Here is a 20,703-nt window from a genome sequence, read left to right as displayed (position 1 = left end):
TTTAGCGTTTGTAGGTGGGTGTGACGAAAGGAAGAGCGGTGACGGTAAGGGGCAACAGCTTGCCACGGACCTCCGCGAAAACCTGGGTGCCGGGCACTGCGATCTCGGTCGGTACGTAACCCATGGCGATCGGGCCTTCGGCGCTCGGGCCGAATCCACCGGAGGAAACGTGGCCGATCTCGGTTTTGCCCTCGGCGTCGGCAAAGAGCTTTGCCGGCTGACGCACCGGCGCCTTGCCCTCGGGCTTCAATCCGACGCGGCGGCGAGAGACGCCATTCTCCAGTTCGCCAAGGATGCGATGAGTACCCGGAAAGCCGCCTTCGCGGGCGCCGCCCAAGCGGCGGACCTTCTGGATGCCCCATTCGATCGAGGCTTCGACAGGCGACGTCGTCGTGTCGATGTCGTTGCCGTAGAGGCAGAGGCCGGCTTCGAGGCGCAGGGAATCACGTGCGCCGAGGCCAATTGGCTGACAGTCCGGCTGGTCGAGCAAAGCCTTGGCGAGATCGGTGGCGCGATCAGCCGGCACAGAGATCTCGAAGCCGTCTTCGCCCGAATAGCCTGTGCGAGAGACGAGAGCAGGGATGTCGCCCAGAGACAGTTCACGCACATCCATGAACTTCATGGCTGCGACATCGGAATTGAGCGCCGCGAGCACTGCTTCCGCCTTCGGCCCCTGCAGGGCGAGAAGCGCCCGGTCGTCATGCACGAGAACTTCGACGCCATCAGGCAGCTTCGCCCTGAGATGGGCGATGTCGGCATCCTTGCAGCCGGCATTGACCACGACCAGCAGTCGCTGGCCGAGGCGGCTGATCATCAGGTCATCGAGGATGCCGCCATTCTCGTCCGTGAAGAAGCCGTAACGCTGGCGCCCGTCCTTCAATCCGAGGATGTCGACGGGAACGAGGGTTTCGAGCGCCTTGGCAGCGTCCTCATAAGAGCCAGAGGCCGCAACCAGTTCGACCTGGCCCATGTGGGAAACGTCGAAGAGGCCAGCGGCAGCGCGCGTATGCAGGTGTTCCTTCAGCACGCCGGCCGGATACTGCACCGGCATTTCGTAACCGGCGAAGGGCACCATCTTGGCGCCAAGCGACACATGGAAATCATAAAGGGGGGTGCGTTTCAGTTGGGTCTGATCGTCCAAGACGTCGCCTCCGGGGTTCGCGCTCGCGCGCTTGCTCACATCAGGGCACGGTTGTGCCGGTTCATGAGCCCCCTCTGTCCTTGTGCCTGAGATTGTTATCCCTTCGGCGCGGCCCGCTTTGGAAACGGGCCTCTCTCCAGAGTGCAGTCGACGCCTTGTGGTCCTTTTGCCTGAGAGTTTCCGGGGCGGTTGCTCCTTCGGCTCCGGATCAAACCGGTATCTCCCAACAAGGTCTTCAAGGCATTATCTGGCAGTGTGGCGGCTTGGCAAGAGGCTGCGTCGCTCCCGAACAAATAATTGTCGCTGAGGCCTCGTGATTGGCGCGCGCGCAGACACCTTGGCGTTTGCTCCGCAGGCGCGGCATCTCGCCACTTGGCTTGTCCCCGGCATCGCGATAAAGGATTCGGCGAAACGAGGGCAACGATGAAACCGAATGTCAGGTCAGCGACGATCCTATTGCGCATCTTCTGCGCGATGGTCTTCCTGTCTGTCGGTTTTGGCCACCGGGCACCCGCCGCTCTTGCCAGCGAAGTTCAGTCGGTCGCCTATATGCTTCCCGACGGCTCGTTTGCCGATCTCTGCATCGCCGATAGTGGCCAGAAGCATGCGCGACCTTCTGCGGATTGCGAGGCCTGCCGTCTCGCTGGCGCGATTCTACTGCCGGAGCCTTCGGACCAATCCTGGCTGCTCAGCCGGTTCACAAGTCTGGGTCAGATTGCACCTGTTGAAACAACTGTCCGCTCCAGCCATCTCCTCCATCGTCCGCGCCTCCGTGGGCCGCCGCTCTTCGTCTGATCGCCCTCACTCAATCGACGAAGACTGACGACTGCCGACGGCCAAGAAGGACCGCGGCAAGGAGAGACACCCATGAAGACCAATCTCATTCTCGCAACCGCGATTGCCACACTCGCATCGACCACGGCTGTGTTCGCCCATGCGACCTTTGCCAACCAGCCCGCCAAGGTCGGCTCCTATGTCGCCGCCGCGCTGCAGGTGCCGCATGGTTGCGACGGCAAGGCGACCAACGAAGTCCAGATCAAGCTGCCGGAAGGCTTTATCTCCGCCAAGCCGATGCCGAAGGCCGGCTGGGACGTTGAGGTCATCACCGGCGACTACCAGAACAGCTACGACAACCACGGCAAGGCAGTGACATCAGGCCCGGTCGAAATCCGCTTCAAGAACGGTGACCTGCCGGACAATTTCTACGACACTTTTGTCGTCTACGGTAAGGTCGCTGCCGGCGATCCGGCGACGGGACTTGCCTTCCCGACGGTTCAGCTTTGCGGCGCTGACGCCAAGGTCGCCTGGGATCAGATCGCGGCCCCCGGCCAGGATCCGCACGACCTCGACGGTCCGGCGCCAGTTCTCAAGCTCGCGGCCGCTGAAGGCGACGCACATGGTCATGGCGCACACGGTGCACACGGCGCGCATGCCGGTCACGGTGCTCCCGCCGAGCAGGCTGCAGCGGATGGCCATGGCGCCCATGGTGACCATTCCGGTCACGGCGATCACATGGCGGCAACCGATCCCGGTGGTTTTCAGGCCGTGACTGCCGGTGACCTCGAACTGACCGCCGGTTTCACCAGGGCGATGCTGCCAGGCCAGCCGGTCGGCGGCGGTTTCATCACCATCGTCAACAATGGCGGTGAAGAAGACAAGCTCGTTTCCGCAACCTCAGCCCAGGCGGGCGAGGTCCAGCTGCACGAGATGGCGATGGAAGGCGAGGTGATGAAGATGCGTCAGCTGACGGACGGCATCGCCATCCCGGCCGGTGAGACGGTTGAGCTGAAGCCTGGCGGCCTGCACCTGATGTTCTTCAAGGTGACAGAGCCCTTCCAGGAAGGCGCGACCGTCAACGTCACGCTGACCTTCGAGAAGGCCGGTGCTGTGGATGTGGCGCTTCCGGTCGGTCCGGCCCGGGGCAAATGACCCTGATCGCTATGCCCTGAAATAAGAAACCGCGACCGTCACCGGTCGCGGTTTTTCTTTGCCCGGATGGGGTCTTGGGAGATCAGGCGACCGAGCTCTTGTAGGCCTCGATCGTTTCTTTCAGCGTCGCCTGCTCGAATTGTTGCTGCGAAGAGGTGAGGAAGTAGAGGGCGAGCGCCGGAGGCTGCACGACGTTGACGAGCGCCCTGAGCCGCAGGTCCTCGCTCTGTGCTGCCTGCTGTGCCAGCACACGCGTATGCTCTTCCACGTAGGACGCACGGGAGACGCGTTGTGGCGGCTTCACCGGTTCCATCGCGTAGGCCGCGGTATGCGCAGAGACTGTGACAACCTGTGTCATGGGCGTTTCCCAGATAATACATAACGACATTAGCATAAACTACGGTTATCTATGCATCTTTAAGTCGAATGAGCGGTTTTGAATAAAAATGTATTGGTTGCGTTGGCGTCCTCGGATGTGCCGCTTTGCGCCAGATCAAAGCGCCATCCATGTCCTTGCCGCACACTGAGTGCGTCATCAGCAGAGGACCAGAGCCATGATTATTCTTGTCGGCTACGCGACGGTTGAGGGGCAGACACGCAAGATCGCGGAAGCGGTCGCGTCGGCGGTCGAGGCCGCCGGCGACCGGGCACTTCTGTTCGACATATCCTCGGGTGGCGAATATGCGGTTGCCCATCCCGAGGCAGCCATCCTTTGTGCGCCGGTTCACGCGGCCCGCTATCCGGCTGCCTTCGCCCGGTTCGTTCGGCAGGAAGCCGCTTGGCTGAATGCTGTGCCCTCGGCTTTCGTGTCCGTATCCCTGCTGATCCGTTCCGAATTCGAGGAGGAGCGGGAAGAAGCGACGCATTTCCCCGACCACCTGTTCGAGGAGAGCGGATGGAAGCCCGGCATGATCCATCACGCGGCTGGCGCGCTCAGATATACCGAATATGACTTCTTCAAGCGCTGGATCATCCGGCGCATGGCAGAGCACGAGAATGCTCCAACGGATGTGAGCCGGGACCACGAATTCACCGACTGGAAGGCGCTGTCGGCGTTCGTGGCGGGATTTCTGGCATCGGCCAAGGCTTGACGCGGCGGCCCGAACCGGCTTGAACGGCTCGCGCAACAGCCGTTCAAGCCGGAGTCATCCATGTTCAATATCCTGCTCGTCGCGATCGGCGGTGCGACCGGATCGGTAGCCCGCTATCTCGCCGGGATTGCCATGACCCGCTGGCTGGGGATGGGCTTCCCCTGGGGCACGATCACCGTCAACATCGTCGGCTCGTTCATTATAGGTCTGTTGACCGAACTGCTGGCGCGGAAGTTCTCCGCATCGATGGAAATGCAGCTGCTGCTCGTGGTCGGCTTCCTTGGAGGGTTCACCACATTCTCCTCCTTTTCGCTCGACACGATAGCGCTCTTCGAACGTGGCGAAAGTCACCTGGCCCTGGCCTATGTCGGAGCGAGCCTTGTCCTGTCCCTCTCGGCCGCTTTCGGTGGTCTCGCCCTCGGCCGCAGTCTGTTCTGACGCCCGAGCCTGCATTTCCGCTTTCCCTTTCCGCCCGAAATCTACTAAAGGCACGGGATAAGTGGGTGGAGAACCCGAGCGAGAAAGTATCCTGATGGCAGGCATCGAACATATCACCGTGGAAGCCGACGAGGCTGGCATGCGGCTCGACCGCTGGTTCAAGATCCATTATCCGGGTCTAGGCTTCGGCGCGCTGCAGAAGCTTCTGCGCTCCGGCCAGGTCCGTGTCGACGGCGGTCGCGTCAAGACCGATGCACGCGTTCAGCCCGGTCAGGTGGTCCGTGTGCCGCCGATGGATGTCGACGCCAAGAAGACCGGTCCGATCGCAAGTCATGACCTGAAGCATGGTGATGACCACGAGCTCCTGTCGCGCATGCTGCTACATGAAGACGAGAAGGTCTTCGTGCTCAACAAGCCCGCCGGCCTTGCCGTGCAGGGCGGCTCGGGTCTCAATCGCCATATCGACAAGATGCTTGAAGCCTGGACGAGCCGGAAGGGCGAAAAGCCGCGCCTCGTCCACCGCCTCGATCGCGACACCTCCGGCGTGCTTGTCGTGGCGCGTACCCGCGGCGCTGCCCAGAAGCTGACGGCCGCGTTTCGCGAGCGCGACACCAAAAAGATCTACTGGTCGCTGGTGAAGGGCGTCCCGCGCAAGCACGAGGACAAGATCTCGACCTGGCTTACCAAGGACCAGACCGACGAAGGTGACCGTATGCGGGTCTGCAGGCACGGCGAGGACGGCGCAGACCACGCCATCACCTATTACCGTGTGATCGACACCGCAGCGCAGAACCTCGCCTGGCTGGAGATGGAACCCTACACCGGCCGTACCCACCAATTGCGCGTCCACGCATTGCATATCGGCCACCCGATCATTGGTGACCCGAAATACTTCGACGAGGATCACAACTGGGATTTCCCGGGCGGCGTTCAGAAGCGGTTGCACCTGCATGCACGCTTCATCGATCTGCCGCACCCGAACGGTGGCCGCCTGAAGGTGACGGCGCCGCTGCCGCCGCACATGGTCCAGACCTGGAACCTGCTTGGCCTCGATCAGCGCGACGGTGACAGGGACGGCGAATGAAGCTTGTTCTGTTCGATTGCGACGGCACGCTGGTCGACAGCGCCGGCCTGATCCATGAAGTCATGCGCCACACCTTCATCGCCTTCGGCAAGCCGGAGCCAGCCGTCGAGACGACCAAGTCGATCATCGGGTTGACGCTCGACATCGCGATCGCCCGTATGGACGGCAAGCCGCATGCTGATGACGAAGCGGTCGCCATGGCTGCCCATTACAAGGCGATTTTCGCTGATGTCCGCCGAGACTCTGGTTTTGGCGAGACCATGTTCGACGGCATCCGCGAAGTCCTGGATGCGCTCATCGCCCGCGAGGACGTCTGGCTCGGCGCCGTCACCGGCAAGTCGCGGCGCGGGCTGGAAACCATTCTTGAAGGTCATGGGCTGAAGCCCCATTTCCTCTTCTGCCGGACAGCCGACGACTGCCCGTCAAAGCCGCATCCGGCCATGGTGACCGAATGCTGTGACGAGGCGGGCATTGCGCCGCGCGAGACCATCGTCATTGGCGATGCGATCTACGACATGCAGATGGCGAAGGCCGCTGGGGCAACCGCGATCGGTGTCGCCTGGGGTTATGCCAAGGCCGACGATCTCTGGAAGGCTGGTGCCGATGCCGTGGTCGAGCGTCCGGTCGACCTTCTGGCCTATATCCACTAGGAGCTCTTGATGCGCGACGAACTCAGCCAGGACATTTTCGGGACCTTCATTCCGGAGCCGAGCCATGAGGATCCGGTGCGCCGGGCGCAGATCCAGATGAAGCGGCCGCTGCCGAAGCGCTTCTACGAGGCCGTCGGCACCGAGGCACGCGATGATGGCTACTCGATCACACTCGACGGCAAGCCGGTCAAGACGCCAGCGAAGAACCTGCTGACGCTGCCGAATCGTGAGGCTGCGGAACTCGTGGTCGCCGAATGGGCCGGCCAGGGCGAATTCATCGACCCGGCGACCATGCCGATCACCAAACTCGCGAATACCGCCATCGATGCCGTTTCGAACAGCCTGGACGACGTGTTCCACGAGATCGTCCGTTTCGCGGGCACCGATCTGCTCTGCTACCGCGCGGACGGCCCGAAGGAGCTGATCGACCGTCAGTCGGCCCGCTGGGACCCTTTGCTTGCCTGGGTATCGACTGCGCACGGCGCCCGCTTCATCCTTGTCGAAGGCGTGATGCATCAGGAACAGCCGCAGGAGGCAATCGGCGCCTACGCTCGGGCGCTGGAGCGCTACCGCGATCCCTTCCAGATCTCCTGCCTCAACGTGGTGACGACGCTGACGGGTTCTGCTGTGCTGACCCTTGCATTTGCCGAGGGCGCCTTTGATCTGGATGACATCTGGTCGCTTGCCCATCTCGACGAGGACTGGACGATCGAGCATTGGGGTTCCGATGCTGAGGCCGAAGCGCGTCGTGAGGCCCGTTACGGCGAGTTCGCATCGGCAGCGTCACTCTTCGCGGTCCTTCAGGCAGCAAGTTAACTCTACACTAACCATAAATGGCGAATTCTCGGGCAGGTTCAGAATCACCTGTCCGGGGTCCTTATGTTCGCTCGCAGCCTTCGCATCGCCGTCGCCATGGGCTTCGCCCTGCTGCTCGCTTCCTGCTCCGTCTTTTTCGGGCGCAGCATTGACCGTCCGTTGGTTTACTACGTCCGCAACGTGACGGTCATGGCCGATGCACGCATCCCGCTCGACCTCATTGAAAGCGTCGATCGCCGCGTCTCGGCCGCGATTGCGGCGACGCGCCCGCCCGCGGGTGCCGAGCGTATCGTGCTTCTGGTCAAAATCGATCGCCTCGGTTTCGGCGAAGGTGCCCGTCGCCGCCTCGCTCAGGCTGACTTTACCGTGACTGCTGTTTCGGTCGAAACCGGCGAGCCGGTAGCCAAGGGAAGCTTCAGGGTGAACAGCCCTACGGACGACCCGCGCTGGGCACGTCAGGCGCTTGCCGAAGAGGTCGCGGCCCGTATCCGCTTTGCCTTCTCGTTGACCACGCCGCGTGTCCGCAAGGCCCAGCAGCCGCGAACCATATCAACGCGGCTCGCTTCGGAGCCACCGCCGGTGATCGTGCCGAATGCCCGGGCGGAATCGCCACGCGCCGCCCCGGTGGTGCGGCAGGCGCCGCCGCAAAACTCGTCCGTTATGGCGGTGCCGGAGACGGCTGTTCCTCCGCCACCGCGCGAAATGGCCGCGCCGCCGGTCGCCGACGTGCAGACACCTCGGCCCGCAGCCCCGGCCCAGCCTGCGCGTCGCGCTGCCGACATCGGCCAGGGCACGCCGGTCGAACAGGGAGCCGTGGGTGCCATTCGCCTGCGGCCGGATTGCGACCCCGCCGTCACGCCGGACTGCTCCACGAGACCTTGAGCGTTACGCGGGCGCAATGACGCAGCTCTGCGCCGCAGCTGTGATTGACTCGGCTTCGACCTCGGCCTAATTCTCGTCATGGATGGTTTCCGAACGGCAGAGATGTTGTCCGGAGAGCAAAAGGGAATGCGAAGGCGTGGACCCCAACCGGGCACGCCGAACGCAGCCGACCCCGCGACTGTATTGCAGCGAGGGTTCTCCATCCGCCTTGTCGTTGAACGAGTGACGGGTCGCAGGGTGCGACCGGCTCGCCAGAACGGCAGGACGGAAAAGCCACTGGGGTGGCAACGCGATCAGCCGGGGCAGGACGCCTCTTTTTCTACGAATCGTCCGCTCTTTCGTGTTGCCGCAAACCCTGGGAAGGCGAGGAGAACCCGACGGTCCTTTCGAGGATCACGACCTGCGAGCCAGGAGACCTGCCATCCACGGGCATGGTGCCCACACTGGGGAGGTCTCCCCGTTGCCAGCACGGAGGTTGTCGTGGCGACGTTCTGCATCCGCGGGTCCTTTGCGCCCCGCCGGTGCCGGTCCGTATTTGCGGGCCTGGCATCGATCGTTTTCTTGTGCATGCTGAAGGCATGCACCGCTGGCCGTCTGCGCGCGGTCGAAGGTCATGGCGCACCATGACCCCATCCGATTCCCGATCCATCCTGGTTCTCGGTGGCGCCCGCTCGGGCAAGTCGCGCTTTGCCGAGGGTTTGGCGCGCAATTCGGCGCTTGAGAAGATCTACCTAGCCACGGGACGCGCCTGGGACGACGAGATGCGTACCCGCATCGAGAGCCACAAGGCCGACCGAGCCAATGACGGTTGGACGACGCATGAGGAGCCCGTCGATCTCGTCGGGGCACTGAAGGCGCTGGACAAGCCTGGGCGGGTGATCCTCGTCGACTGCCTGACCCTCTGGGTCACCAATCTGATGATGGAAGAAGGCCGTGACGTCGACGCAGACGGCGCGGCACTCGCCGCAAGTCTTGGGGAACTCAAGGCCACCGTCATATTTGTCTCCAATGAAGTCGGCCTCGGCATCGTGCCCGAAAACAAAATGGCTCGCGCCTTCCGCGACCATGCCGGCCGTCTTCACCAAGCCATCGCCGCCGAGGCGGCTGAAGTCTATTTTATCGCGGCAGGTTTGCCGTTGAAAATGAAGGGTTGAACCATGTTGCAGCAAAAGATCCCCGCCACCGTCATCACCGGCTTTCTGGGGGCCGGCAAGACCACCATCATCCGTAACATGCTGATGAATGCTGGCGGCAAGAAGATCGCGCTGATCATCAATGAATTCGGCGATCTCGGCGTCGATGGCGACGTGCTGAAGGGCTGCGGCGCCGACAACTGCACCGAAGATGACATCATTGAACTCACCAATGGCTGCATCTGCTGCACGGTCGCCGACGACTTCGTTCCGACCATGCTGAAGCTGCTCGAACGTGACGTGAAGCCCGACCATATCGTCATCGAAACCTCTGGCCTCGCACTGCCGCAGCCGCTGGTCGCCGCATTCAACTGGCCCGATATCCGCACCCGCGTCACCGTCGATGGTGTCGTGACCGTCGTCGACAGCGCTGCCGTCGCCGCCGGTCGTTTTGCCGACGACCACGACGCCGTCGCCGCCCAGCGCGCCGAGGACGACAATCTCGACCACGAAAGCCCGATCGAGGAACTCTTCGAGGACCAGCTGACCTGCGCCGATCTCATCGTCCTCAACAAGACCGATCTGCTCGACGCTGCCGGCATTGCCGCCGTGCGCGCCGAGGTGACCGGCCGCACCAGCCGCAAGCCCTCGATAATCGAGGCGAAGAACGGCGAAGTGCCCTCGCTGGTCCTGCTCGGCATCGGCGCCAGCACCGAAGACGACATCGAAAACCGCAAGTCGCATCACGAGATGGAGCACGAGGCGCTGCATGCCTCGGGCGAAGATCACGACCATCATCATGACCATGACGAGTTCGAAAGCTTCGTCCTGAAGCTCGGCGCCATCAACGACGCTTCCGATTTCATCGACCGCCTGAAGCCGGTTATCGAGAAGCACGACATCCTGCGCCTGAAGGGCTTCATCGACGTGCCCGGCAAGCCGATGCGCCTTGTCATCCAGGCCGTCGGCACACGCATCGAAACTTATTTCGACCGTCCCTGGACAAGCGCCGAAAAGCGCGAGACGCGCATCGTCGTCATCGGCCTGCATGAATGGGATTTCGGCGCCGTCGTCGAGGACGTTCAGGCGGCGGCCGGCTGATCCATGCATCTCCTGCTTGCCCAGAAGGGATCGATCAGCGACGGCGACGAGGCGATCGATCTCGGCCAGACGCCGGGGGACGTGTTGTTTCTCTCTGCGGCGGACACGGAGCTTGCGGCAATAGCCGCAGCTGTCGAGGCGAGGGGCGAACAGGTGGTTCGCTGGCGGCTTGCCAGCCTGATGACGCTGAAGCATCCGATGTCGGTCGATACCTATATCGAGCGCACGGCGCGGCATGCGCGGCTGATCGTGGTGCGGGCTCTGGGTGGGGCTAGCTACTTCCACTATGCGCTGGAAGCGCTACATGCCTCAGCCCGCCGCAGCGGTACGGCAATCGTTGTGTTGCCTGGCGATGACAAGCCGGACGAGGGGCTAGCACCGTTCCAGGCTTGCGTTGATGACGACCGGCAAGCGCTCTGGACCTATCTCACCGAAGGCGGGGCGGGCAATGCCTCGGCCTTCGTCTCCTATGCCGAGGCTATGCTGGGTGGGGACGAACGTCCGGAACCGGCGCGCCCGCTGCTGAAGGCCGGCATCTGGTGGCCGGGAAGGGGTGTGATCGGGGTCGAGGAGTGGGAGAGGCTGGCGTTTGCGGCACCCCCCTCTGGCCTGCCGGCCATCTCCCCCACAAGGGGGGAGAGCGGCTTCGTGGCTGGCGGCGTGCCTCCTTCTCCCCGTTCACGGGGAGAAGGTGCCCGGAGGTCAGGCGCAACAAGTTGCGCCGGGGATGAGGGGCAGACCGCCGAGCACGATCAGCCCCTCACCCTGACCCTCTCCTTGGCTGCGGGGAGAGGGAATATCGCCCCCCTCTGCTTCTATCGCGCCCTCGTACAGAGCGGCGAAACGGCACCCGTCGAAGCCATGGTCGAAGCCTTGAAGGCTGAGGGACTGATACCGCTACCGGTCTTCGTCTCGAGCCTCAAGGATCAGGTCTCGGTCGATACGCTCCGCGCCATCTTCAACCGATTCCCGCCATCTGTTGTCATCAACACCACCGGTTTCGCCGTCTCGACGCCTGGCGCGGAAAAGCCGTCGACGGTGCTCGACGAGACCGATGCTGTCGTCCTGCAGGCGATTTTCTCGTCCTCGCTGCGCGCCACCTGGGAGAGTTCGAGCCAGGGCTTGAGCGCCCGCGATCTGGCGATGAGCGTCGCTTTGCCGGAAGTCGATGGCCGGGTGCTGACCCGCGCCGTCTCCTTCAAGTCCAAGGCGCGCTTTGACGAGCGGGTCGAGGCAAATCTGGTCAGCCACGAGCCGGATGCCGGCCGCATGCGTTTCGTTGCCGAACTGGCGGCGAACTGGGCGAAGCTCCGGGCAACTGATCCCGCCGACCGCCACGTGGCGCTTGTTATGGCCAATTACCCGAACCGCGACGGACGTCTCGGCAATGGCGTCGGACTGGATACGCCAGCCGGCACGATCGAGGTCATGCGCGCCATGCGCGACGCGGGTTATGACATTGCCGATCTACCCGCCGATGGTGATGCGCTGATGCAGGCGCTGATGGCAGGCCCGACGAACGCTGCGAACGACGGACGGGTCATTCGCGAACGTCTTTCCATCAGCGATTACATAAAGTTCTTCGATGATCTTCCCAAAGAAGTTCAGGAGCGCGTAACCGCGCGCTGGGGTGCCCCGGAAGCCGATCCCTTTCACCTGGAAGGTGCCTTTGCGCTGCCGCTGATGCGCTTCGGCAAGCTCATGATCGGCATCCAGCCGGCGCGTGGCTACAACATCGATCCCAAGGAAACCTACCATTCCCCCGACCTCGTGCCGCCGCATGGCTATCTCGCCTTCTACGCCTTCCTGAGACGGGAATTCGGCGCTCAGGCGCTCATCCACATGGGAAAACACGGCAATCTCGAATGGCTGCCGGGCAAGGCCCTGGCGCTGTCGGAAACCTGTTTCCCCGAAGCCGTCTTCGGCCCATTGCCGCATCTCTATCCCTTCATCGTCAACGATCCCGGCGAGGGCACGCAGGCCAAGCGCCGCAGCTCCGCCGTCATTATCGACCACCTGACGCCACCGCTGACGCGTGCCGAGAGTTATGGGCCGCTGAAGGATCTTGAGGCGCTGGTCGACGAATACTACGAAGCCTCGGGCGGCGATCCACGCCGTCTGGTGCTGCTGAAGAAGCAGATCCTGGAGTTGATCGCCGATATCGGCCTCGACCAGGACGCCGGCATCGCCAAGGGCGAGGCAGACGAGACGGCACTGGAAAAGCTCGACGCGTATCTATGTGACCTCAAGGAAATGCAGATCCGTGACGGGCTGCACATCTTCGGGCTCGCACCCGAAGGGCGGCTGTTGACCGATCTTGTCGTCGCGCTGGCCCGGGTGCCGCGTGGGCAGGGTAATGGCGGCGATGCCAGCCTGCAGCGGGCGATCGCAGGGGATCTGCTGAAGACCGAAGGCTTCGATCCCCTCGACTGCGTCATGTCCGCCCCTTGGGCAGGCCCCACGCCCGCGATCCTCGCCGATCTCACCGAAGCCCCCTGGCGTACCCACGGCGACACCGTGGAACGGATCGAGTTGCTAGCTGCGCAGTTGGTCGCCGGAGAGATCGCCTGCCCAGATGACTGGCCGTGCACCCGCGCCGTCCTCGCCGAGATCGAGACCCGCCTGAAACCCGCCGTCGTCTCCTCCGGCCCCGCCGAGATCAATGGCCTGCTCAAGGGCCTCGCCGGCCAATTCGTTTCCCCTGGCCCCTCAGGCGCGCCAACGCGCGGTCGACCGGACGTGCTGCCGACGGGCCGCAACTTCTACTCTGTCGACAGCCGCGCCGTGCCGACGCCGGCGGCCTATGAACTTGGCAAGAAATCCGCCGAGCTCCTGATCCAGCGTTACGTGCAGGATCACGGCGAATGGCCTGTTTCCTTCGGCATAACCGCCTGGGGCACGTCTAACATGCGCACCGGCGGCGATGACATCGCGCAGGCCCTGGCGCTCATCGGTGTCAAGCCGCTCTGGGACATGGCCTCGCGGCGCGTTACCGGCTTCGAGGTGATCCCGATCGCGATGCTGGGACGGCCGCGAGTCGATGTGACGCTCCGCATCTCCGGTTTCTTCCGCGATGCCTTCCCCGAGCAGATCGCGCTTTTCGACAAGGCGGTGCGTGCGGTGGCCAGCCTCGACGAGGACGAGGGTGACAACCCGATTGCAGCACGGGTCAGGGCCGAAACTGAGGTACTGATCGCCGAAGGGCTGGACGAAAAGCAGGCCGCCCGCCGTGCCGGCTATCGGGTCTTCGGTTCCAAACCGGGCGCCTATGGGGCTGGCCTGCAGGCATTGATGGACGAGAAGGGCTGGAATGACCGTGCCGACCTCGCCGAGAGTTATCTCGTCTGGGGCGGTTATGCCTATGGCGCGGGCGAGGAGGGCAAGGCGGAACGCGGTCTGTTCGAGGAACGCCTGCGCTCGGTCCAGGCCGTGGTACAGAACCAGGACAACCGCGAGCACGACCTGCTCGATAGCGACGACTACTACCAGTTCGAGGGCGGCATGACGGCAGCGATCGAGCATGTCGCGGGTGTGAGGCCCAAGGTCTATCACAATGACCATTCGCGGCCGGAAAAGCCTGTCATCCGCAGCCTCGAGGAAGAGATCGGCCGTGTCGTGCGTGCCCGTGTCGTCAACCCGAAATGGATCGAGGGCGTCATGCGCCACGGCTACAAGGGCGCCTTCGAGATGACCGCGACCGTCGACTATATGTTCGCCTTTGCGGCCACGACGGGCGCCGTCCGTGACCACCATTTCGAGGCCGTCTACCAAGCGTTCATCCTCGATGAGCGGGTGCGCGATTTCATGGCCGACAAGAATGCTCCGGCACAAAGAGAGCTGGCGGATCGCCTGATCGAGGCAATCGAGCGCGGCTTGTGGACGCCGAAGAGCAACTCAGCCAAATTCACCTTGAGCGAACTTGCCGAGGGAGAGTTGCATGTCTGACGTTCAACAGAGTGACCCGATGGCCTTGCGGGGGCATTGCCTTTGTGGAGGTGTGCGCTTCCGTACCTCTGGGCCCGTCCGCAGCTCTGGTCATTGCCATTGCGAGAGCTGCCGCAGGGTTGCCTCTTCGCCTGTAACGACCTTCTTCACCGTTCCGCGCGACAGCGCGCGCCTCGAAGGAGACAGTCTGCACTTTTACGCCTCATCCCCGGGTGTGCGGCGCGGCTTCTGCAGCAATTGCGGGTCGCCCATGTCGTTCGAGACTGAGCGACGGCCTGATGATATCGATTTCTATGTCGCGAGCCTTGATGATGGGCTTTCCGTAGCGATCCGCGAGCACTGGCACTGGGACGAGCGCGTCGACTGGCTCAACATAGTGGACGACTTGCCAAAGGGGCAAGGTGGCGTCTCTTGAAGACGGGGCGCGGTCACCGTTGTAGTAAACCGCAAGCCATCTGGTTCGCAAAAGAATTCAATAGTTCCGGGAGTACGACATGACTGAGGAAACGATTGCCACTGGCGAGACCGATCTCGCCCGCCATGCGGAAAAGATGGCCAAGAAGAAGGCTGCCCGCGACAAGATCATGGCGACCAAGACGGGCGAAAAAGGCCTGATCATCGTTCATACCGGCAAGGGCAAGGGCAAGTCCTCTGCTGCCTTCGGCATGATTTTCCGGCACATCGCACACGGCAAGAAATGCGCCGTGGTCCAGTTCATCAAGGGCGCCATGTCAACAGGCGAACGGGACATGATCCTCAAGCATTTCTCGGAGCTGTGCGACTTCCACACCATGGGTGAAGGCTTCACCTGGGAAACCCAGGACAAGGCGCGCGACATTGCGATGGCGCAGGCCGCCTGGGAGAAGGCCAAGGAATTGATCCGCGATCCCGCCAATTCCATGGTGCTGCTCGATGAGGTGAACATCGCCATCCGCTACGACTACATCGATCTGGCGGAGGTGCTGGAATTCCTGGCAACCGAAAAACCACCGATGACCCATGTCGTCTTGACCGGTCGCAACGCCAAGGACGAACTGATTGAACTTGCCGATCTCGTGACGGAGATGGAACTGGTGAAGCATCCCTTCCGCTCGGGCATCAAGGCTCAGATCGGAGTGGAGTACTGAACCTCACACCCCGATCCAAACCCGGATCGGGTTGGTCGGGTCCGCCAACAGGCGGATGGCAAGTGCCACGCAGGTGACGACCAGCAGCGGCTTGATGATCTTGGCCCCCTTGCTCATGGCGAAACGCGAACCGGTCTGGGCGCCGAGGAACTGGCCGACGCCCATCAGGAGGCCGACTTTCCAGAGCACGACGCCGCTGGCGACGAAGATCAGGAAGGCGCCGAGATTCGAGCCGAGGTTCAGAAGCTTCGTATGTGCCGTCGCCTTGAGCATGCCGAAGCCGGCAAGCGAGACGAAGGCGAGCATGAAGAAGGAGCCGGTGCCGGGGCCGAAGACGCCGTCATAGAGGCCGATCAGCGGCACAAGCGTCACGCCGAAGACGAAGGGCGTCATGCGCTGATGGCGGTCTTCGTCGGAAATGTTCGGCTTCAGCGCAAAATAGAGCGCGATGGCGACCAGCAGGAAGGGCATGAGCACCCGCAGCACGTCGCCTGGCACCACAGTTGCGATCAGGGCACCGATGGCACCACCGATCACCGCCATGACAGCCATCGGCAGCTGCTTCCTCAGATCCACGTGACCTTTGCGCGCATAGGCGAGCGTTGCCGACCCTGCGCCGAACATCGACTGCAGCTTGTTGGTGCCCAGCGTTTCCAGCGGCGGAATGCCGGCAATCAGCATCGCGGGAATGGTAATCAGCCCGCCGCCACCCGCAATCGAATCGATGAAGCCGGCGATGAAGGCGGCAATGAACAGCAGCAGCAAAGCTTGGAAAGCGAGATCGGCCACGGGGAGACTCGTGAAGGGTGAGGGAAGGTGGCGCTCTTGTGGACCAAACGCCTTGGCTGCGCAACCTTGCGAGAGCGTGTCGTGCAGGTCGCACAAGGGACATTCTGTGAACTGCCGCTTCCGTCACATAAAGCGCCGCAATCCGGTTTGACCGTTTGGTAAGGCTTCGATAAAGCTCGTGGTAATGTGCGACGGCGCCTGTTCGACAGGCTGGAAATAGTCCGGTGCGGCTGACCCAATCAGGGGGCCAATTCCGGAGCTGTCCCAAAGGCCATGGACCGTGCCGAAAGGCGCGATAAGTCCGGCGCTTCGTACAGGCAGAAAGAACGAAGCAGGGAGGCCTTGTATCATCATGGCGGAAAAACTCGGAATCATGGTCTGCGGCCACGGCAGCCGCAATCAGAACGCTGCGAAGGAATTCGCCGTGATTGCAGAGGCGCTGCGCGCCCGCAATCCGCACATGCCGGTCGAATATGGCTATCTCGAATTCTGCAATCCGGTGATTTCAGCCGGTCTCGACAGCCTGCGCGAACAGGGCGTGACCCGCGTGCTTGCGGTCCCCGGCATGCTGTTTGCCGCAGGCCACGCCAAGAACGACATCCCTTCGGTGCTCAACACCTACCAGGCGCAGCACAAGGATTTCGTCATCAATTACGGCCGTGAGCTCGGCATCGACCTGAAGATGATCCGCGCCGCCGGTGACCGCATCCAGACGGCTGTCGACGAGGCGAACGATACCCTTGGTTTCGTCGACAAACACGAGACGCTGCTGATGGTGGTCGGTCGCGGCTCGTCCGATCCGGACGCCAACTCCAACGCCACCAAGGTCATGCGCATGCTCTGGGAAGGCATGGGGTTCGGTTGGGGCGAGACCTGCTATTCGGGCGTGACCTTCCCGCTGGTCGAGCCGGGTCTGACCCATGCTGCAAAGCTGGGCTACAAGCGCATCGTCGTCTTCCCCTATTTCCTCTTCACCGGCGTCCTGGTGAAGCGCATCTACAGCTATACCGACGAGGTGGCAGCGCGCTATCCGGAGATCCAGTTCGTCAAGGCGAGCTACCTGAACGACCACCCGCTGGTGCTCGATGCCTTCCAGGATCGCGTCAGGGAGATCCTCGAGGGTGCCGCTGTGATGAACTGCCAGATGTGCAAGTATCGCGAACAGGTACTCGGATTCGAAGCCGATGTCGGCCAGCCGCAGGAGAGCCACCACCACCATGTGGAGGGTATCGGCGGTGGCCTGGAAAACTGTCCCTGCAAGGGCGATTGCGATGCCTCCTGCCGCGATCCCGATTTCTGTCGCGAGCATGGTCTGCCCTGGACGCCGGTGCACAGCCATGCGCAACCGGCACCTTTGAAGCCCGTTGCCGTGGAGCCGGCCTTCGACTACGCGCCGTCCTTCACTTTGGGCGGCAAATATGCAGTCCTCAAAGACAAGACGCCGGATGCCGAACTGCAGGCCGTGATGGACGCGCCTTCCTCGGGCAAGGCGGCGCATCACGAGCACGGACCGAATTGTGGCTGCGGTCACCACGAGCATGATCATGGGCACGATCACAGCCATGACCATGGGCACGACCATCACCATGATGGCCATGATCACGGCCATCACAATCATGCTCATGGCCATGAGCATGCACATGAGCATGAGCATGGCCATTCGCATGGTCACGATCACCACCATGCGCCTTATCCCCATGCCGACCATCCGCTGGGGCCGAAGTCGATGCAGAAGAAAAAGTGATGCCGCTCTTCGATCGCATCCTGATCGTCGACTGGTCCGGTGCCGGGCAACCGGTCACGGGCAAGAACTCGCTCTGGGCGTGCCTAGCCCGGCGCGAGGGCGATGGTCATGTGATCGAGTGGAACGAGAATTTCTCGACCCGTCATGCTTTCATGCAGCGCCTCGACGCGGTGGTCGGCGCAGCGGTCTCCGAGGGCAAACGCCTGCTTTGCGGCTTCGACTTCGCCTTCGGCTATCCTGCTGGCACCGCCGAGCGGCTGACGGGAGAGCCCAACTGGCGGGCCCTCTGGCGCAAGATTGCTGACGAAATCGAGGACGCGCCTGATAACCGAAACAATCGCTTCGATCTCGCCTCGCGCTGGAACGCGACCCATTTTGCCGGCGAACCACGCTTCTGGGGGCGGCCGCATCAGCATGCCTATGCCGATCTCTCCGACAAGAAGCCGCCCGCGCCACTGGCGGCCCCGCTTGTCTTCCGGCGATCGGAGCAGTTTGCCAAGGGGGCAAAATCCGTCTGGCAACTGAGCTACAACGGTTCCGTCGGTAGCCAGACATTGCTCGGGATCGCCCGACTGTCGCGCTTCCTCGACGAAAGCGGCTACGGTGAACACATCGCCGTCTGGCCTTTCGAGACCGGTTTTGCCACGGCTTTCAAAAAGTCCGTCGTCTTCGCGGAGATCTATCCCTCGCTCTTCACGTTGGCCTCTCGGGACGAGGTGAAGGACCAGGCGCAGGTTCGTACCGTCGCCGAGGCTTTCGCCCGGTTCGATGCGGATGGCCGACTTGCGACCCTACTGGGTCGACCGCCGATGCTAGCGGACGAGGAGGTCGCGACATCGATCGCCGAGGAGGGCTGGGTGCTCGGCATCGGGCATCGGGAACTTGCGACGGAGCTGGCCGCATGACCGGTTCTCTGGACTACATCCGCAACCCCGATGAAATATACCGCCAGTCCTTCGCCACCATCCGCGAGGAGGCAGCACTCGACCGCTTCCCGACCGTTCTGCAGCCGCTGGTCATCCGCCTCATCCATGCCTGCGGCATGGTCGATCTCGCCGATGATGTCAGGTGGTCCGAAGGCGCTTTCGAGGCCGGTGCTGCAGCGCTTGAAAAGGGTGCCCCGGTTCTTGTCGATGTGGAGATGGTCCGCCACGGCGTGATCCGCCGCCTGCTGCCGGCCGAGAACCAGATCCTCTGCCTTCTGAACGACGAGCGCGTGCGCCCGAAGGCAGAGGAAATCGGCAATACCCGCTCGGCCGCACAGGTCGACCTCTGGGATGAACATCTTGCCGGCGCAGTGGTCACGATCGGCAATGCGCCGACGGCGCTCTTCCGCCTGCTGGAACGCATCGATGCCGGCGCGCCCAAGCCGGCCATCATCCTCGGTTTTCCCGTCGGCTTCGTGGGGGCTGCTGAAAGCAAGGACGAACTGATCGCCCATTCCAGAGGCATTCCCTATATCGCCGTGCGCGGTCGTCGGGGCGGCTCGGCCATGGCATCGGCTGCAATCAATGCATTGGCGGGAGGGCTCGGCACCAATGTCTGATCGCGTGCAAGGCCCCTGGCTCACCATCATCGGCATCGGCGACAACGGGCTGGAAAGCCTCACCCCCGAGGCGCAGGCGGTCGTCTGGCAGGCGGAAACGCTTGTTATCGGTGAGCGGCTGGATGCCGTCATCGATGGATCGAACCTGCCCGATCTGAAGCGTATCCTCACCTGGGGCGCCGGTTTTCGCGAGACGCTGACCGAAATCCTGAAACTGCGTGGCACGCCCGTAACGATACTGGCCACCGGCGACCCCATGCATTTCGGCATCGGCGCGACGCTTCGGCGCTATGTGGCGGCCGACGAAATGTTCGTGCTGCCGAGCCCCTCCGCCTTTTCGCTCGCCGCTGCCCGGCTTGGCTGGCCGCTGCAATCGGTGACGCAGATCTCGCTGCATGGCCGCCCGCTCGCTTTCCTCAACCGGCATGTCATGCCGCGCGCCCGCATCCTGGCGCTGACCTCGGACGCCTCGACCGTCCAGGCCGCCGCCGTCCTACTGTCCGAACGCGGCTTTGGGGCCTCCGTGCTGCAGGTGCTCGAACATATGGGCGGCACGCAAGAGCGTATCCTGCGCATGACGGCGCTGGAAATGGCCGAGACATGCCCTGTGATCTCGGATTTCAACACGTTGGCCATCGACTGCGCCTGGGACGGACCGCTGCTGGCACCGGTGCCCGGCCTGCCGGACGAGGCCTTCCGTCACGACGGGCAGCTCACCAAACGCGAGATCCGCGCGGCAACACTGGCCCAGCTTGCGCCTTTTCCGAATGCCCGTCTCTGGGATGTCGGTGCCGGCTGTGGTTCGATTGCGATTGAATGGATGCGTGCTGGCATGGGCGCCAGAGCAATCGCGATCGAGGCGAAACCCGAGAGACTGGCGATGATCCGCGAGAATGCCGAAATTCTCGGCGTGCCCGACCTCGAAATCGTCGAAGGCGACGCGCCGGCGGTGCTGTCGGGCCTGAAAACACCTGACGTGATCTTCATCGGCGGCGGCATCAGCGGCGAGGGGCTCTTCGAGGCCTGCTGGGCAGCGCTTCCTCCCGGCGGACGGCTGGTCGCCAATGCTGTTACGATCGAAGGCGAGGCTAAACTCGTAGATCTGCGCAGCCGCCATGGCGGTGATCTCTCACGGATTCAGGTGGCGCGGGCGGCCCCGGTTGGTCGCTATTGTGGCTGGAAGTCGCTGATGCCGGTGACGATGTGGACGGTCGTGAAGGGAGAGGGCGCATGAGTTTGAACCTTGGCCCCTCATCCACCCTTCGGGCACCTTCTCCCCGCAGGCGG

At 63.0% G+C, this 20,703-nt stretch carries 20 protein-coding genes and 2 riboswitches; of the genes, 17 read left to right on the top strand and 3 right to left on the bottom strand.

Going from position 1 to position 20,703, the window contains the following annotated elements; all coding sequences use genetic code 11:
- Window position 1: 1 nt before the first annotated feature.
- Window positions 2-1,141: a glycine cleavage system aminomethyltransferase GcvT gene (gcvT, locus tag BSY240_RS04080; RefSeq protein WP_069041498.1), complete on the bottom strand. Its 1,140-nt coding sequence runs from the start codon at window positions 1,139-1,141 to the stop codon at window positions 2-4.
- 148 nt (window positions 1,142-1,289) lie between these two features.
- Window positions 1,290-1,378, bottom strand: a riboswitch (glycine riboswitch).
- A 186-nt stretch (window positions 1,379-1,564) separates the two neighbouring features.
- On the opposite strand from gcvT, the gene BSY240_RS04075 reads away from it, so the two are divergent.
- Together BSY240_RS04075 and BSY240_RS04070 are read left to right on the top strand one after the other, a co-directional pair.
- Window positions 1,565-1,936 carry a DUF2946 family protein gene (locus BSY240_RS04075; RefSeq protein WP_069041497.1) on the top strand — a complete coding sequence of 124 codons (372 nt, stop codon included), beginning with the start codon at window positions 1,565-1,567 and terminating at the stop codon, window positions 1,934-1,936.
- A 72-nt stretch (window positions 1,937-2,008) separates the two neighbouring features.
- Window positions 2,009-3,070 (top strand): DUF1775 domain-containing protein, encoded by a 1,062-nt coding sequence (locus BSY240_RS04070; RefSeq protein ID WP_069041496.1) that lies wholly within the window; start codon window positions 2,009-2,011, stop codon window positions 3,068-3,070.
- A gap of 82 nt (window positions 3,071-3,152) precedes the next feature.
- On the opposite strand, the gene BSY240_RS04065 is transcribed toward BSY240_RS04070, so the two are convergent.
- Window positions 3,153-3,428, bottom strand: a complete 276-nt coding sequence (locus BSY240_RS04065) for a hypothetical protein (RefSeq protein WP_054150189.1) — start codon at window positions 3,426-3,428, stop codon at window positions 3,153-3,155.
- A 196-nt stretch (window positions 3,429-3,624) separates the two neighbouring features.
- Between BSY240_RS04065 and BSY240_RS04060 the strand changes: the two genes are divergently transcribed.
- The 11 genes from BSY240_RS04060 to cobO all read left to right on the top strand — a co-directional run bounded on the left by BSY240_RS04060 (window position 3,625) and on the right by cobO (window position 15,337).
- Window positions 3,625-4,161 (top strand): flavodoxin domain-containing protein, encoded by a 537-nt coding sequence (locus BSY240_RS04060; protein ID WP_069041495.1) that lies wholly within the window; start codon window positions 3,625-3,627, stop codon window positions 4,159-4,161.
- A 60-nt stretch (window positions 4,162-4,221) separates the two neighbouring features.
- Window positions 4,222-4,599 (top strand): fluoride efflux transporter CrcB, encoded by a 378-nt coding sequence (crcB, locus tag BSY240_RS04055; protein ID WP_069041494.1) that lies wholly within the window; start codon window positions 4,222-4,224, stop codon window positions 4,597-4,599.
- 94 nt (window positions 4,600-4,693) lie between these two features.
- Entirely contained in the window at window positions 4,694-5,683 is a 990-nt protein-coding gene (locus BSY240_RS04050; protein WP_054150192.1) for an RluA family pseudouridine synthase, read from the top strand.
- A complete protein-coding gene (locus tag BSY240_RS04045; RefSeq protein ID WP_069041493.1) occupies window positions 5,680-6,333 on the top strand; it encodes an HAD-IA family hydrolase in 654 nt (217 codons plus the stop codon). Before BSY240_RS04050 ends, BSY240_RS04045 begins: the two co-directional genes overlap by 4 nt.
- A gap of 9 nt (window positions 6,334-6,342) precedes the next feature.
- Window positions 6,343-7,149: an ATP12 family chaperone protein gene (locus BSY240_RS04040; protein ID WP_069041492.1), complete on the top strand. Its 807-nt coding sequence runs from the start codon at window positions 6,343-6,345 to the stop codon at window positions 7,147-7,149.
- A 63-nt stretch (window positions 7,150-7,212) separates the two neighbouring features.
- Window positions 7,213-8,031, top strand: coding sequence for a hypothetical protein (locus BSY240_RS04035; protein WP_069041491.1), 819 nt, complete (start codon window positions 7,213-7,215; stop codon window positions 8,029-8,031).
- A 66-nt stretch (window positions 8,032-8,097) separates the two neighbouring features.
- Window positions 8,098-8,469, top strand: a riboswitch (cobalamin riboswitch).
- A 185-nt stretch (window positions 8,470-8,654) separates the two neighbouring features.
- Window positions 8,655-9,185, top strand: coding sequence for a bifunctional adenosylcobinamide kinase/adenosylcobinamide-phosphate guanylyltransferase (cobU, locus tag BSY240_RS04030; RefSeq protein WP_069041490.1), 531 nt, complete (start codon window positions 8,655-8,657; stop codon window positions 9,183-9,185).
- A 3-nt stretch (window positions 9,186-9,188) separates the two neighbouring features.
- Window positions 9,189-10,265 carry a cobalamin biosynthesis protein CobW gene (gene cobW, locus BSY240_RS04025; RefSeq protein WP_069041489.1) on the top strand — a complete coding sequence of 359 codons (1,077 nt, stop codon included), beginning with the start codon at window positions 9,189-9,191 and terminating at the stop codon, window positions 10,263-10,265.
- Window positions 10,266-10,268: 3 nt separating this feature from the next.
- Window positions 10,269-14,210 (top strand): cobaltochelatase subunit CobN, encoded by a 3,942-nt coding sequence (gene cobN, locus BSY240_RS04020; RefSeq protein WP_069041488.1) that lies wholly within the window; start codon window positions 10,269-10,271, stop codon window positions 14,208-14,210.
- A complete protein-coding gene (locus tag BSY240_RS23605; RefSeq protein WP_083229550.1) occupies window positions 14,203-14,625 on the top strand; it encodes a GFA family protein in 423 nt (140 codons plus the stop codon). The genes cobN and BSY240_RS23605 overlap by 8 nt, the downstream gene beginning before the upstream one ends.
- Window positions 14,626-14,704: 79 nt before the next feature.
- The gene (gene cobO, locus BSY240_RS04015) at window positions 14,705-15,337 is read left to right on the top strand and encodes a cob(I)yrinic acid a,c-diamide adenosyltransferase (protein WP_069041487.1); all 633 of its coding nucleotides are present in this window, start codon (window positions 14,705-14,707) and stop codon (window positions 15,335-15,337) included.
- A gap of 3 nt (window positions 15,338-15,340) precedes the next feature.
- Here the strand turns inward: cobO and BSY240_RS04010 are convergent, their stop codons facing one another.
- Window positions 15,341-16,126 (bottom strand): TSUP family transporter, encoded by a 786-nt coding sequence (locus tag BSY240_RS04010; protein ID WP_069041486.1) that lies wholly within the window; start codon window positions 16,124-16,126, stop codon window positions 15,341-15,343.
- 352 nt (window positions 16,127-16,478) lie between these two features.
- On the opposite strand from BSY240_RS04010, the gene BSY240_RS04005 reads away from it, so the two are divergent.
- Genes BSY240_RS04005 through BSY240_RS03990 form a run of 4 tightly spaced genes read left to right on the top strand, consistent with a single transcriptional unit; the run spans window position 16,479 to window position 20,650 of the window.
- Window positions 16,479-17,870: a sirohydrochlorin chelatase gene (locus BSY240_RS04005; protein ID WP_069041485.1), complete on the top strand. Its 1,392-nt coding sequence runs from the start codon at window positions 16,479-16,481 to the stop codon at window positions 17,868-17,870.
- On the top strand, window positions 17,870-18,775 hold the full coding sequence (locus tag BSY240_RS04000; protein ID WP_069041484.1) for a hypothetical protein: 906 nt from the start codon (window positions 17,870-17,872) through the stop codon (window positions 18,773-18,775). Before BSY240_RS04005 ends, BSY240_RS04000 begins: the two co-directional genes overlap by 1 nt.
- Window positions 18,772-19,416 (top strand): precorrin-8X methylmutase, encoded by a 645-nt coding sequence (locus tag BSY240_RS03995; RefSeq protein ID WP_069041483.1) that lies wholly within the window; start codon window positions 18,772-18,774, stop codon window positions 19,414-19,416. The genes BSY240_RS04000 and BSY240_RS03995 overlap by 4 nt, the downstream gene beginning before the upstream one ends.
- Window positions 19,409-20,650, top strand: coding sequence for a bifunctional cobalt-precorrin-7 (C(5))-methyltransferase/cobalt-precorrin-6B (C(15))-methyltransferase (locus BSY240_RS03990; RefSeq protein ID WP_069041482.1), 1,242 nt, complete (start codon window positions 19,409-19,411; stop codon window positions 20,648-20,650). Before BSY240_RS03995 ends, BSY240_RS03990 begins: the two co-directional genes overlap by 8 nt.
- Window positions 20,651-20,703: the final 53 nt, after the last annotated feature.

The organism is Agrobacterium sp. RAC06 (genome assembly GCF_001713475.1).
GTDB lineage: Bacteria > Pseudomonadota > Alphaproteobacteria > Rhizobiales > Rhizobiaceae > Allorhizobium.
The sequence above is the reverse complement of the archived record's forward strand: the minus strand, read 5'-3'. Positions and strand labels throughout refer to the sequence as shown.

Coding starts and splice junctions, on each gene's coding strand:
- BSY240_RS23605 (WP_083229550.1), top strand. CDS start 14,203: ATGTCTGACGTTCAACAGAGTGACCCGATGGCCTTGCGGGGGCATTGC.
- cobO (WP_069041487.1), top strand. CDS start 14,705: ATGACTGAGGAAACGATTGCCACTGGCGAGACCGATCTCGCCCGCCAT.
- BSY240_RS04065 (WP_054150189.1), bottom strand. CDS start 3,428: ATGACACAGGTTGTCACAGTCTCTGCGCATACCGCGGCCTACGCGATG.
- cobW (WP_069041489.1), top strand. CDS start 9,189: ATGTTGCAGCAAAAGATCCCCGCCACCGTCATCACCGGCTTTCTGGGG.
- BSY240_RS04005 (WP_069041485.1), top strand. CDS start 16,479: ATGGCGGAAAAACTCGGAATCATGGTCTGCGGCCACGGCAGCCGCAAT.
- BSY240_RS04045 (WP_069041493.1), top strand. CDS start 5,680: ATGAAGCTTGTTCTGTTCGATTGCGACGGCACGCTGGTCGACAGCGCC.
- cobU (WP_069041490.1), top strand. CDS start 8,655: ATGACCCCATCCGATTCCCGATCCATCCTGGTTCTCGGTGGCGCCCGC.
- BSY240_RS04050 (WP_054150192.1), top strand. CDS start 4,694: ATGGCAGGCATCGAACATATCACCGTGGAAGCCGACGAGGCTGGCATG.
- BSY240_RS04070 (WP_069041496.1), top strand. CDS start 2,009: ATGAAGACCAATCTCATTCTCGCAACCGCGATTGCCACACTCGCATCG.
- BSY240_RS03995 (WP_069041483.1), top strand. CDS start 18,772: ATGACCGGTTCTCTGGACTACATCCGCAACCCCGATGAAATATACCGC.
- BSY240_RS04035 (WP_069041491.1), top strand. CDS start 7,213: ATGTTCGCTCGCAGCCTTCGCATCGCCGTCGCCATGGGCTTCGCCCTG.
- BSY240_RS04040 (WP_069041492.1), top strand. CDS start 6,343: ATGCGCGACGAACTCAGCCAGGACATTTTCGGGACCTTCATTCCGGAG.
- BSY240_RS04060 (WP_069041495.1), top strand. CDS start 3,625: ATGATTATTCTTGTCGGCTACGCGACGGTTGAGGGGCAGACACGCAAG.
- crcB (WP_069041494.1), top strand. CDS start 4,222: ATGTTCAATATCCTGCTCGTCGCGATCGGCGGTGCGACCGGATCGGTA.
- BSY240_RS04075 (WP_069041497.1), top strand. CDS start 1,565: ATGAAACCGAATGTCAGGTCAGCGACGATCCTATTGCGCATCTTCTGC.
- BSY240_RS03990 (WP_069041482.1), top strand. CDS start 19,409: ATGTCTGATCGCGTGCAAGGCCCCTGGCTCACCATCATCGGCATCGGC.
- cobN (WP_069041488.1), top strand. CDS start 10,269: ATGCATCTCCTGCTTGCCCAGAAGGGATCGATCAGCGACGGCGACGAG.
- BSY240_RS04000 (WP_069041484.1), top strand. CDS start 17,870: ATGCCGCTCTTCGATCGCATCCTGATCGTCGACTGGTCCGGTGCCGGG.